Genomic DNA, 14,087 nt, shown 5'->3' on the forward strand with positions numbered 1-14,087 from the left:
GTCAGCATGCACGTCTGCCCTGCTATTCGCAGGGAAAATATTTAATTCATTGCTGCAATTAAAATCATTTTATGATTCGAAAAAAATGTATAGGGAACGTAACATTAAAATTGCTGGCGGCGCTATCACCGGTTTGGGTAAACGCCCAGGGCATTTACATTGGCGCCGGGGCCAACCTGGTTGCCAACGGAAATGTAAAAATTGTATTGAATAACGCCGGCCTTGTAACAAATGGAAATTTCACAGCCGGTCAAAGCAACGTTATTTTTTCAGGAACCGCAAGTTCAATTCAACCTTCTGTTGGAGGAAATTCGACTGCCTCTTTTAACGATGTTACTATCAACCGGTTTTTTAATAAAGTGGTGTTAAATGGCGATATAACCATTCAGGGTGTACTTACTTTAGCACAGGGCAATGTGGAATTAAACAACCATACCCTCGATCTGATTACCACAGGTAGTATAACCGGAGAAAAACTTACTTCGCGTATTACAGGCGTTGGCGGAGGAGCAGTTCGTAAAAGTATCGACCTGAATGCACCACAGGCCATTAACCCGGGTAATATTGGCATTGCTATAACCAGCGCTGCCAGCCTGGGCCAAACGGTAATTACCCGAACGCATGTTCCGCAACCGATGCCGAATGGCGCAACAGGCATTAAACGTGTTTTTTCAATAACACCCGCTAACAATACAGCACTAAACGGTACCATCAGGTTCAATTATATAGATGCAGAGTTCAGTGGAGTAAGTGAAAGTAACCTGGTTTTTTGGACCCGCGCCAACGTGGGAAGTAACTGGCTGTTAATGAAAAGAGATAGTATTAATACAACATTAAATTTCGTAATAAAAAGCGGTATTGAAAATTTCGCGGAGTATACATTGGCTCCCGAAATAGCAGACGAGAAACTTACTTCAACAACTAATACTGTAACGAGGGTATCAACAACTACCAATGATCAAAAAGTTTTGCCCTATGCGCTTCAAACATCGGCGCATATATATCCTAATCCTTTACAGGAGCAGTTTGTTGTAGAAATTACAGGCAACCACGATAAAGAGTTGGTAATTGGCCTGTATAACCAATACGGCCAGTTATTACAAACGAAAAAAACAGCATGCAAAGCCGGAGTCAATCGAATACCATGGAATATGAGCAGCTATGCCAACGGAATTTATTATCTGGTATTTGAAAACGAGGGAATGAAAAGTATAAAAGTTGTAAAGCAATAGGTGAATATTGGTGAATGGTCAATGGTGAATGAATTGACCATTCACTTTTATAAAACCGATACGCTTCATTTAATAGCTGTTGAAAAGAATTTATCTGCGCTTCGTATCATTCCGTTTGCCAAGAATCAACCCCTGTTGTGGCTTCCTCAGAATTATGCTATTTTCATCCAAAAGGGTTTTAATTGGTGTTTCTGCTATACTATCAAGTAATTGATTTTTCAGATGAAAAGTTTTTAAACTGTCATTAACCTGATGCCAGGTAACAATTTTACACTTACAGCTTGCATTTTCTACGGTGTTAATGACTTCTTCTATAGCGCCGCCTTTCCCTTGCTTTATATAAACTTCCCTGATACCTACAATGTTGTTCCTGGCGCCAACATCAAAACTCCAGGAAGCTGAAATAACAGGAAGATACTTTCTTTCATTATTCAACTGCATCAATGAATGTCTTGGCGATTCAATATCGCCGGTATTGTTCTTAATATGAGAATGAAGCGAAACAAGATAAGGCGCTTCGAATTGCGCATAGCCGATATGATTGAAACTGGCTCCATATCTGTTGTAAATAAAATACCCGTCTTTATACCTTATATCCACTACATTAGAAACAACCAAATGAAAGCGGTTGGGGTCCGAACTTCTTGCCTGCGGCGAACCTGTGTAACATAGCCAAACGCCCTCAAGACTGTCAATCTCTGCCTGAGTTGGCTGATAAGGAAGCAGGTTCATATCCTTTTTGACAGTGTTCCATTTGTTTCTTGTTGAAATCCACTGATATGCCGAAAAAAGCATTGCGGCAAATACAACTGTTAAAACAATTGATAAGTTCTGCTTTATTTTCTTATATGATTTGCCGGCGTTTTGCAGTAGCGCTTCATTTTCTTTTTTGAGCGCATTAATTTCTATGGTAAGGGTTTCTAATTTAGATAGACCCGAGGGAGATTCTATGCCTATTACCATGTTGCTGTCTTTCGGGTTTTTCCCAAAGCCTTTTCGCCCCACAGAATAGATATAAATATAACAGGCTTCTACTAAAAAGGGTCTTGGGTTATTCACCAGCCCCAGCGAAGCGTCTTTAACCTGGCTCGCTGTTATATCATACTTCCGGGAAGGATACTCTAATTTATTGGGATTGTAATCGGGAGAATATACATCATGGTCCAGTGTATCGGCCGTATATGGCAACTGGTTACTGATCTCACTCAGTTTTTTTGATACCGCTTCGTAATTTTTACGGTTGGTATTTCTGGTGATAAGGTTTCCTGTCTCTGATTCGTATTTCTCAAAAACCCTTGCAAGTAAATAGACTATTTCTTCTTTACCTGATTTTAGCTTCATAACATATTTGAAATCACAGGGATTTAAAATTTCGGAAATTTTAAAGGTTTCCGAAAGATAAAATTTATTTCAGAAATGAGATTTTTAATTCAAAACAAATTCCGAAACCTTTTGAGGCAGGTCCTGGTATAACGGCTCGCTATATTGCGCACTGAAACACTATTCAGCCAAAACAAACTTGCTATATGACAAATATTAAAAACAATTATTTGTTTCACAAACTGTTTTTTTGTGTGTTGCTTTTTTGCTTAACCCAAATTGCAATAGGTCAGGGCAAAACAATAAACGGCAATATATACGGAGATAAAGATGAACCGCTTGCAGGGGTTACCGTTACTGTTAAAGGGAAAAAGAAAGCGGTAACAACCAACAGTGAGGGAAAATTTACTATTAGTGCAGAGCGGGGAGATGTACTGGTTATTACTTCTATAGGTTTTTTATCATATGAAATACCTGTAACATCAGAAATCTATTACACCGTAAAGCTAAAAACCAATCCTGCAGGCATGGGGGCTGTTACAATTATCGGCTCCCGCGGTAAGCCTCGTACAGATGTCAATCGACCTGTACCGGTTGACGTTATCAGCTCAAAAGAATTGGAAAATACAGGACAGGTTGACCTGGGCCAACAGGCGCAGTTTACATCGCCATCCTTCAACTCCTCAAAAAATGCTATCAACGGTTTAACCAGTTATGCAGATCCTGCTTCCCTGAGAGGCATGTCGCCCGACCAGTCGTTAGTGCTGGTTAATACAAAAAGAAGACACCAGTTTTCGGCGGTGAATAATAATGTAACAGTAGGTAAGGGTACCGTGGTAACAGACTTAAACGGAATTCCATCGCTGGCGGTGGAACGTTTGGAAATTTTAAGGGATGGGGCAGCCGCACAATACGGTTCTGATGCAATTGCCGGGATTATCAATCTTGAATTGAAAAAAACAATTAAAACCGGAACTTTCAGAACCCAGTTGGGTATTAATAAAGAAGGAGATGGCGCTACCGTAATGACAGCTATAAATTATGGCTTTGGCCTGGGTAAGCCCCAAAGCTATTTGAACCTTACCTTACACTATCAATACGTTGGGGAAACAAACAGGATCGATCCATACACGGGTGTAATCTATAATAGCAACCGTTCTTTAGACACTGTTATCCGTAATAAAAATGGGGTATGGCCTACAGATAAACCAGCCTATGTAAGTAAATACGGCAGCAGTCAAACAAAGTCGTACCAGGCTTTTATGAACCTTGGCTATCCTTTGGGAAAAAACTGGACACTGTATAGTTTTGGCGGCACTTCGAAGAGAGATATTCTGGCCTATGCTTTTTTCAGGTCGGCCCGTGCTAATGATGCCAACTCCGATTCGGTACTTTTTCCGCATGGATTTGCACCGGAAGGGCCGGGTAATTCGGTCGACTATTCATTATTTGCCGGGGTAAATAAAAAGGCTGAAAAAGGCTGGAACATTGATTTGAGTTCAGGTTATGGATTGAACTACCTGGATTTGTTTGCTAAGAACACCGCCAATCCATCAATGGGCGCTGCCTCACCCACCAGCTTTTATATTGGCAGATATACTTTTGGCCAAAGTACTACCGAAGCTACGGTTAGCAAAAATTTTAATGGTGCGTTAGGAACAAAGTCAATTAACCTGGCGCTGGGCACTCAGTTGCGTATCGATAACTTTAAAATTAAAGAAGGAGATACTGCCTCCTATATTGCAGGGCAGCTGGCATCTGCGTCGGTACCCGCCGCCAACAGAAAGAACCCGGGCAGTACCGGCAGGTCTGGCATATCTCCTGCAGATGCAAGCAACGAAAGCCGAACTAACATAGGCATATTTGCAGATATTGAAAGCGACATAACAGATAAATTTTTAGTAGCGCTTGCCGGTCGCTATGAAAACTATAGTGATTTTGGCAGCAATTTATCCGGTAAGCTGGCAACCCGTTACAGGTTTGCAAAAGGATTTGCCCTAAGAGCTTCTGTAAACCGTGGATTCAGAGCGCCATCATTACAACAGGTTAATTTCGGTCTTACTACAGGTGTTTTGCAGGGAGGTGAAGTAACACAGTCATTACAAATACGTAGTAAAGATCCACGGCTTGCACAGTTAGGTATAGAATATCCAAAACCGGAACTAAGCTGGAATTATAATGTAGGTATAACTGCAAAAGCGGGCAACAATGTATTGTTTACGTTAGATGCGTATCAAATTGATGTTACCGATAAAATTATGGTTTCGGAACAATTAACGGTAAGCAGCGCCATTCCTGCTTTGCTTGCGGCATTTCCTGCCAGTACGGGAATAAAACAGGTGACTTTTTTTACCAACAACATTAATACCAGTACCAAAGGCATTGATTTCGTTGCCAGTCTTAAACACACATTTAAACCCAGGCATTTTCTAAGCGGCAGCATTTCGTTCACGGCAAATAAAACAGAAATTACTTACCAAAAGCCAACCCCGGAACAATTACAGGCCGGAGCCACAATTACTGTTAAACTGATAGATACAATAACTGTTTCAATAATCGAAACATCACAGCCACGGACCAAAGTATTGGCAAGTGTGGCTTATCAAATGAATAAGCTTACTATAACTACAAAAGCAACTTACTTTGGAAAGGTAGTTGCCTGGGAAAAGCCAACCGGATTGCCGCACCGCAGCCAAACGTTTTCGGGAAAAACTTTAATAGATGCAACGGCAGGGTACGATATTTCTCAAAAACTTTCTGTAACGATCGGAGCCAATAACCTGTTCGATGTGTATCCCGATAAAGTAAATCCTGACTACGCTTCTTATAACAGCGGACAAACACCATATACGCGAAACGCAAACCAGTTTGGATTTAATGGCGCCTATTATTACACTACACTAAATTTGAAGTTTTGATAATTGTACAAACAAGAGTGTTTGTTAAGGCTAGTATACAAAAGAAAGCAGATGAAATATTTTAAGATCCTGTATATGCAGGTAATCATTGGTAAATTTACTTTTCTATCTTTTACGGTACTTCTTTTTATTAAACATGCACTCATTGCCCAATCGCCGGATAAGGTTGATTATTACAAAAAAGCTGCACAACAGGTTAGGCAAATGACACTGGAAGAAAAAGTGTCATTGTGTTCGGGGCTCGACCACTGGAACACCAAACCGGTTGAACGGTTAAACATTCCTTCTATTCGTGTTGCAGATGGACCCAATGGTGTGCGAAGAGCAAGCGGCTCAAGTTATAATTCGGTGGCGCTGCCGGCAACTTGTTTCCCAACAGCATCTGCATTGGGGGCGTCGTGGGATACGGCATTGGTAAGAATTACAGCAGAGGCTATTGCTGAAGAATGCCGTGCGTTCAATATTCAAATTCTTTTGGGGCCCGGAGTAAATATGAAGCGTTCCCCAATGGGGGGAAGAAATTTTGAATATTTCTCTGAAGACCCGGTTCTATCAGGTAAGCTGGCCGCAGCATACATTAAAGGCATACAGAGCCGGGGCGTAGGCACTTCACTAAAACATTTTGCTGTAAACAATCAGGAATTTGAAAGATACAGCTACAATGCTGTGGTGGATGAACGAACAATGCATGAATTATATCTAACTCCATTTGAAATTGCAGTAAAAGAAGCACAACCATGGACAATGATGTGTGCTTACAATAAAATAAATGGTGAACTGGCTTCAGAAAATTCCATACTCTTACATGATATTCTAAAAAAACAATGGGGCTTTAAAGGAATTGTAATAAGCGACTGGGGAGCTGTTGACAACCGTATAAAAGGTATAGAAGCGGGATTGCATCTGGAGATGCCGGGCAACGATGGTGTGAATGACAGGATATTAATGGAAGCAGTTAGAAATGGCTCATTACCGGAAAGCAGACTTGATGAAATTGTAACTGAACTGGTGGCAATAACTGATATAGCAAAAGATGCATTTCGTATAAATACATTGCCCGACCAGCAAAAGCAACATGACCTGGTTCGGAAAATAAGCGGCGAATGTATTGTGCTGTTAAAAAACAAGGATAATATTTTACCGCTTCCTGCTGCAAAGATCAGGCAGTTAGCGGTTATTGGCGCCTTTGCCATGAACCCTCGTTTTGAAGGCTCCGGCAGTTCAAAAGTAACGCCTGCAATAGTTGATACGCCATTTAAAGAAATAAAAAAACTTTCCCTCAAAAACAGTACCGTGAGTTACGCAGCGGGCTATACACCTGAAGCAACAACTTCTGATACATTGATTGAAGAAGCAAAAGCTAATGCCCGGAAAGCCAATGTTGCCATAATATTTGCAGGCTTGCCCGATGTATACGAGGCAGAAGGTGTTGACAGAAAAAATATTAAGATGCCTGAAGCTCATATAAGGCTGATTGAAGAAGTGACAAAAGTTCAACCGAATACTGTTGTTGTATTAATGAATGGCGCTGCAATAGAAATGCCATGGGCCAATAAGGTAAAAGCGATTGTAGAAGCATGGCTTGGTGGTCAGGCAGGTGGAGGTGCAATAGCCGATGTACTGTACGGAAAAATAAACCCATCAGGTAAATTATCGGAAACTTTCTGGAACAGAACGGAGGATACTCCGGTTTATCCTGGTTTTCCTGTAAAGGATAAAACAGCATTGTACGGCGAAGGTATTTTTGTAGGTTACCGTTATTGCGATAGTAAAAAAATCACTCCGTTATTTCCATTCGGATATGGCTTAAGTTATACTACGTTTGCTTATTCCGGAATAAAAACAAATAAAACTTCGGCACAGGATACTACTGAAATTATAATTGAATGCAAGGTCAGGAATACAGGTAAAATAGCAGGAATGGAAATTGTTCAATTGTATGTTCGAAATGAAAACGAGGAAATGATCAGGCCCGAAAAAGAATTGAAGCATTTTGCAAAAGTCTTATTACAACCCGGGGAGGAAAAAACGGTACATTTTAAATTGAACTTCCGGGACTTTGCTTACTACGACCCCCAGGTACATGCCTGGCAAACAAGCAATGGGAAATATATCATTCTCGCTGGCGGCTCATCCCAAAATCTGCCATTGAAAACACAAATTAATATTTCACCGGCAAACATGCTTTATCCAAAACTTACCCGTTACTCCATGCTGAAAGAGTTTGCCAAAAATCCAGCGAATAAAGCCTTGTATAATGAGTTGATGAATGTTGCATTATCTACCAGAACCGAGCTTACTGCTACCGGAAACGAAACAGAACAGGAGCGTAAAGGAAGATTGGTCAGGTTTACTATAACCTTTAATAATATGCCGGTGTATAAATTAATAGCCCGAACCAAAGGAAAGTTTACTGAAGATATGTTGGCAGAGATTATAAAACGGGCAGAGTGAAATAGTGAATGGTTTAATCAACAACTAATTTATGAAGGCTGGCGGAAAGAGAGGGATAGCTGCGCTGATCCCCGGGTGTGGGTATCAACTTTCGAACCGGTTTGTTGAGGAGCTTAATAATATTGCAGATTTCCGCAATGAGTATTTTATAAAAATTCAAACATTTACGTGAAAAAGGCATATATGTCGGAGATGGGGATTGTGTTCGAACAATTCGCTTCTTATCTGAATACTTTGCTCTTTGCGTCTCCTCCGCACCTTTACGGTCCTCTAAACAATGCAAAAGCCAGACGCTTATCACCCAAAACACTTCACTCACGTACCCGCTTTTTCTGCACTGACAATAAAAGCCTTACTTTGATTTAAAGAAGTATACAATCTTTTTGAAACCTAAAACAACCATATCTCTTTACTGGAAATGCCAATTCATCGGCTGGGCGATCGCTTCATTATATTGGGGCTATGCCGCTTTTGTAACAACCATAAGTTTCAGCTTTAAAGTGGCAATGGTCGATTTTGTGTTAGATATAGTAGTTGGCATACTGCTTTCAAATGGCTACCGGCATTTTGCACTAAAAGCAAAATGGGATCAGTTAAAACTAAAACCGCTGGTATGGCGAATTACACCGGCTGTTATAGTGCTGGCCTTGCTGTACATGATATTGATTACAGGTAAATTGTATCTGGCCCGTTTATGGTTCTTTCCCCAACTCAATATCCGTTTCAAAGAATTTTTTATTTTAAACTGGCTCACCGTTTTTATTACAGGAACACGACTAATGAGCATTTGGGTATTGGCTTATCATCTTTATCACTATGCTCATCGCGAAATAACTACTACCAAAGAAAATGCCCGGTTAATGGTTGTTGCCAAAGAAGCGCAGTTAAACAATCTTGCTGCTCAACTCAATCCTCATTTCTTTTTCAATTCGTTAAACAATATAAAGTTCCTTATAATAGAAAACCCAATAGCAGCCAGAAGAGCCATTGATCTGTTATCTGATCTGCTACGGAATTCATTGTACGGCAAAAGCGAGAAGCTGGTGTTGGCGAAAGATGAAATCAGTCTGGTAAAAGACTACCTCGAACTGGAAACGCTTCGTTTTGAAGAGCGATTGCAGGCAAATATTATAGCAGATGGGGCAATTGAAGAATCATACATTCCTCCTTTATGTATTCAAACCCTGGTTGAAAATGCTATAAAACATGGCATAGAAAAAAGGAAGAACGGCGGACTGGTAGAGGTAAAAGCCGAAAAGAAAGAAGGCTATATACAAATAAGTGTACAAAACCCCGGTAAGCTGAGTAATGCCCATCAGCCTGGGCTTGGATTAAAGAACCTTGAAGAAAGATTGCTTTTGCAATACAATGGAAAAGCAACATGCAGCATAAAAGAACTGCCCGGTGAAAAGATTTCTGTAACCATTTTAATTCCTATAGCATGAAAAAGATCAGGGTTATTGTTATTGACGATGAGCGTTCTTCGCGCGAAGAATTAAAAGGGATGCTAAAAAACTATCTTGAATTTGAAGTGGTGGCTGAAGCAAAAAACGCCGATGAAGCAAAAGAACAGATTGAAGCTAAACAGCCCGATTTACTATTGCTCGATATAGAAATGCCCGAAAAAACAGGGTTCGAATTACTTGAATCGTTAGAACATGCGCCCGCTGTTTTATTTACTACCGCCTATAACCAGTATGCAGTACAGGCTTTTGAAATAAATGCACTCGATTACCTGGTGAAACCTATCAGGGAAGAGCGCTTGGCAAAAGCCATTGAAAAAGTAAGAAACAATATAGGTATTGCACTCGTCGACCGGCAGATATTTATAAAAGATGGAGAGCAATGCTATTTTATACGATTGAACGAAATATATTTAATCGAATCGCTCGACAATTATTCGCGTTTATATTTCAGGAAAAAGAAACTGGTGCTCAAACGCTCTCTCAGGCAATGGGAACGACTGCTCGATACACATATCTTTTTCAGAATCAGCAGAACGCAAATTATTAATACCAATCATATTCAAGAGATTCACAACATACCTGGTAACCGCCTTAAAATAAGCCTGAAAACAGGCCAGTTACTGGAAGTATCGGGCCGTCAATCGGTCAAATTCAAAAATTTAAATGGTATTTAACCCGGTATCATTTTACAAATAGTATAGCCATGAAAAAAAGATGCAGTCTTTTATTCCTAGGCATTATTGCCAGTATAGGTTCTTATGCCCAACAGTTATATTTTCCCTGGCTGGCTACTGCCGACAGTAACCAGCTGGCTGAAATAATGCCGCTTTTGTCGCAAAAAGTAAAGGCCGTTTACCACGAGACAAATGAAGAAAATTACCTCGCCAATTTATTCAAGTTGCAAATAGTTGCTCAGGATTATAAAGCTGCCAATGCTACAATCAGAGCTTACAGAAAAGCAATTAAAGCAGGTAATATGGTTTTACCCGGTCTCTCCGCCATTCAGTTTGAATTATATGATAGTGCTAAACAAATAGCGACGCAAGGTGACTTTGAGAACCTTTTCACCAGCCTGTTACACAAATTATATCACAATTGGGATGACAAAACGGCCTTTCAAATTTCCACCGCATTCATCTCAAGATACGGGGTAGATGAATTGCTCATTGAATTGAATCAATCGCTTGCCAAACAAAAGGGACAAGATAGCATCTCCATAAACGATGCCTTAACTGTTTGCAGAAGTTTTTGCTTATACCAGGTTTATAAAAATATTGAACCGCTCGCAGCCCCTTTCCTTGCAAAGGAAGATGCTAAACGATATATCACCGATAGCGTGCTTATTAAAACAAAACAAGGCGTCAATTTATCGGCCATAGTGGTTAGAAAAAGAAGTATCACCATGCCACAGCCAACTGCCTTGCTGTTTACTATTTATGCGGGGCCTTTTAATTGGTACCAGGCAAAAGAGGCCGCGGCCTATGGATATGCTGGGGTTGTAGGCCTTACAAGGGGAAAAGGCCAAAGCCCCGATGAAATTGTGCCTTATGAACATGAAGTAGATGACGTAAATGCCGTTATTGACTGGATAGCCCATCAATCCTGGAGCAATGGCAAAGTAGGCATGTATAGCGGAAGCTACAATGGGTTTGCACAATGGGCCGCCACCAAACATTTGCACCCGGCACTTAAAACAATTGTCCCTTATGTGGCGGCCATTCCGGGGCAGGGATTACCCATGGAAAATAATGTTTTCATAACCGCCAATTACGGCTGGGCTTTTTATGTTACCAATAATAAATACCTCGACGATAAAACGTATAATGATCCGCAACGCTGGATTAATATGCAAAACAAGTGGTATGCGAGCGGGATAGCATACCGCAAAATAGACAGCATCGATGGCACACCCAATAAATGGTTGCAACGTTGGCTGAAACATCCTGCATATGATGAATACTGGCAGCATATGGTGCCTTATAAGCAGGACTATGAACACATTAACATTCCGGTGCTTACTATTACAGGCTATTACGACGACGGACAAATTTCAGCACTCCACTATTTAAAAGAGCATTATAAATACAATAAAAATGCTAAGCACTACCTCATTATCGGTCCGTACGATCATTTTGGAGCGCAACGAGGTGGTATTCCAGAACTACGTGGTTATACGGTTGACCCGGTAGCCCTGATCAGTACCCCGGACATCACGTTTCAATGGTTTGATTATATATTAAAGAATGGCCCAAAGCCTGCTATTATTCAGGATAAAATCAATTACGAAGTTATGGGCGCCAATACCTGGAAGCACGTCTCATCTCTCAAAAAAATGCACAATACCTTTCTTACTTTATATCTCTCCGATATAAAATCGGGTGACCACTATCAATTATCTGAAAAGAAGCCCGATCACACCGGGTTCCTTCCGCAGGAAGTAGATTTTGCTGACAGAAATTCTTCCAATAATAATTATTACCCCGATCCTATTGTTATTGATAGCCTCGATGCCGCACACGGGCTGGTATTTATAACCGAACCTTTTAACGAACCCATTTCTGTTAATGGCGCCTTTCAAGGACAGTTAAAGGCAAGCATCAATAAAAACGATATGGATATAGGTATTACATTATATGAACTAATGACCGATGGCAGATACTTTCATTTGGCGTATTTTCTGGGTAGAGCAAGCTATGCCAAAGACTTGACGCAACGAAAATTACTGCTGCCTGGTCTTATAGAAACAATTCCTTTTGAAAGAAGCCGTATGGTAAGCCGCCAGCTAAGTAAAGGAAGCAGGTTGGTGATTGTTTTAAATATTAATAAAAATCCTTTTAGTCAAATAAACTACGGTACCGGTAAAGACGTAATCGACGAAACCATTCTCGATGCAAAAGAACCTTTACGTATTAAATGGTACAACAACAGTTTTATAAAAATACCGGTTTGGAAATAGTCAAAGTTTAGCTCAAGGATGAGCTAATCACGTGGAAATAATTCTATCGAGTAGGAAGTAAGGAAAGAGAGGGATTGCCTTCGGCGATCCCTGGAGGGGGAGCTAAAACGCAAGTTCAGCAGTGCCGCACTTCGTGCGGTTTTTTATGCCCCTCCCGCTCACCCGAGCACGCTCGGTGCGCGTTAGGGCCATAAAAAATGCCCAGCCAAAGGCTGGGCACTGCTGAACCTGCGTTTGCGGAAAGAGAGGGATTCGAACCCTCGTACCGAACAAGCCGGTAAACGGTTTTCGAGACCGTCCCATTCAACCACTCTGGCATCTTTCCTGAAGAACTTAAAATTAAACTGATTCCCTTAATCCGGCAAAAGTTTCATGCCACCCCACAACCGGTTATTATACTCAGCTTCCTCTTTGAAAGAGGGATCATATAAGTTCCCGTATTTATAATGATTTTTAAAAACTACGTATACGTATCTCTGTTTACTGCTTTTTACAGGTAGCTTCGCGTATGTTTACGTATATGCATCTCAGGTAAATTCAATAACTTTAATAAAGGCGTACACTTCATTCCGGAATTATTCCATCTCTTTTAATCCGGCTCCTTTTTCATTTATTCCATATTGAGATCATTATTCCCTACAGCGAATAATGAGGAAGCTCCCGAAAATCCTTAACAGAGTAGGGCGCAAAGCCTGAATGCGTGAATAAAGGCACCTAAATCTTCTTTATGAACCGATTAAACCTTACAACAATTGTCTTTGGCCTGTTAACCATTGCTGCCTGTAAAAAAAGCATTACTGCAGATCGATCGTCATCGGCCTTAACTGCCAACAAAACGAACAATGCAATGGAAGAATGTCAGCCTACCATGTATAACCTGGCTGTTGATTCTGTTTCTGGTGCTTCCTATATTTTTAAAGTGGCGGGGTCACCCGGGGCCGGCCCTATAATTGTAACCCCCTATGTGGTAAGCGGCACCAACCAACTGAAAGATTGCGGCGGTAACCCCATCCTGAATGCCAGTGGATTAGCGTATGATCCGGCAACCGGTATTTTTTATGGTACAACCGGCATAACAGGGTCTGTACCCAACGCCATTTTTAGATTTATCGACCCCAATTGCGTAAGCATAACGCCAGCCACCAGCACTTGCGGCATTGCACTCAATTTAAGCGATGTGGAAAGAGATCAAACTACAGGTGCCTATTACGCCATTAACCGGGGCACTGCAGCTCCGAGTAACCGGATCGTAAGGCTGGGATTGCCTGGCGCCCCATCGGTAAATTGTTTGCCCAACCCTTTGCCCATTGGACTGAGAGCGCGTGGTTTAACCTTTGACTGTAACGGTCAGTTATACGTGATGCATACCAGTGGAAATACTGGTACAGTTGTGTTTGTCAACAAAGCAACAGGCCTGAATGGCGCCACTTTCCCATACCCGGGCCCCATTACCACCTCTGCAGCAGTTCCTACCCCTGATTTAGGGTTACACTTCGACTGCAATTGTATTGGTCGTTTTGTTACCGGTAGTTATAACCCGGTTGCCACTACCCGCATGACAGATGGGCTGCCAACAGGGCTGGGAGGTCCCATTTACAACACGGCGCTTAACGTATTGAAACCTACCGTTGATTTCGCCCGACCTTAAGTTTTCGATGGAATAATTCCGGTATGATTTGCCAAAAAACAAATATTTGACTTCTATCTTATCCCCAAAATGGTCAATTGGTTTACAGAAAAT

The 14,087-nt window shown here is 41.2% G+C and carries 8 protein-coding genes and 1 tRNA gene; 7 read left to right on the plus strand and 2 right to left on the minus strand.

What is annotated here, in order from left to right:
- Positions 1–71: 71 nt before the first annotated feature.
- Positions 72–1,232 carry a T9SS type A sorting domain-containing protein gene (locus FAM09_RS20650; protein WP_136579054.1) on the plus strand — a complete coding sequence of 387 codons (1,161 nt, stop codon included), beginning with the start codon at positions 72–74 and terminating at the stop codon, positions 1,230–1,232.
- 90 nt (positions 1,233–1,322) lie between these two features.
- Here the strand turns inward: FAM09_RS20650 and FAM09_RS20655 are convergent, their stop codons facing one another.
- Positions 1,323–2,573 (minus strand): hypothetical protein, encoded by a 1,251-nt coding sequence (locus FAM09_RS20655; RefSeq protein WP_136579055.1) that lies wholly within the window; start codon positions 2,571–2,573, stop codon positions 1,323–1,325.
- Between the two features lie 185 nt (positions 2,574–2,758).
- Between FAM09_RS20655 and FAM09_RS20660 the strand changes: the two genes are divergently transcribed.
- The 5 genes from FAM09_RS20660 (at position 2,759) to FAM09_RS20680 (ending at position 12,346) form a co-directional block, all read left to right on the plus strand.
- On the plus strand, positions 2,759–5,470 hold the full coding sequence (locus FAM09_RS20660; RefSeq protein ID WP_136579056.1) for a TonB-dependent receptor: 2,712 nt from the start codon (positions 2,759–2,761) through the stop codon (positions 5,468–5,470).
- 51 nt (positions 5,471–5,521) lie between these two features.
- Complete coding sequence (locus tag FAM09_RS20665; protein ID WP_166437216.1) at positions 5,522–7,924, plus strand: glycoside hydrolase family 3 C-terminal domain-containing protein; 2,403 nt, start codon at positions 5,522–5,524, stop codon at positions 7,922–7,924.
- Between the two features lie 383 nt (positions 7,925–8,307).
- Positions 8,308–9,369: a sensor histidine kinase gene (locus tag FAM09_RS20670; protein ID WP_136579057.1), complete on the plus strand. Its 1,062-nt coding sequence runs from the start codon at positions 8,308–8,310 to the stop codon at positions 9,367–9,369.
- Positions 9,366–10,064, plus strand: a complete 699-nt coding sequence (locus tag FAM09_RS20675; RefSeq protein ID WP_136579058.1) for a LytR/AlgR family response regulator transcription factor — start codon at positions 9,366–9,368, stop codon at positions 10,062–10,064. Before FAM09_RS20670 ends, FAM09_RS20675 begins: the two co-directional genes overlap by 4 nt.
- A 29-nt stretch (positions 10,065–10,093) precedes the next feature.
- Positions 10,094–12,346, plus strand: a complete 2,253-nt coding sequence (locus FAM09_RS20680) for a CocE/NonD family hydrolase (protein ID WP_208025619.1) — start codon at positions 10,094–10,096, stop codon at positions 12,344–12,346.
- Positions 12,347–12,583: 237 nt separating this feature from the next.
- On the opposite strand, the gene FAM09_RS20685 is transcribed toward FAM09_RS20680, so the two are convergent.
- Positions 12,584–12,671 (minus strand) — tRNA-Ser (locus tag FAM09_RS20685).
- Positions 12,672–13,073: 402 nt separating this feature from the next.
- Between FAM09_RS20685 and FAM09_RS20690 the strand changes: the two genes are divergently transcribed.
- Positions 13,074–13,994, plus strand: coding sequence for a hypothetical protein (locus FAM09_RS20690; protein ID WP_136579059.1), 921 nt, complete (start codon positions 13,074–13,076; stop codon positions 13,992–13,994).
- Positions 13,995–14,087: the final 93 nt, after the last annotated feature.

This window comes from Niastella caeni (assembly GCF_004834005.1).
Taxonomy (GTDB): Bacteria; Bacteroidota; Bacteroidia; order Chitinophagales; family Chitinophagaceae; genus Niastella; species Niastella caeni.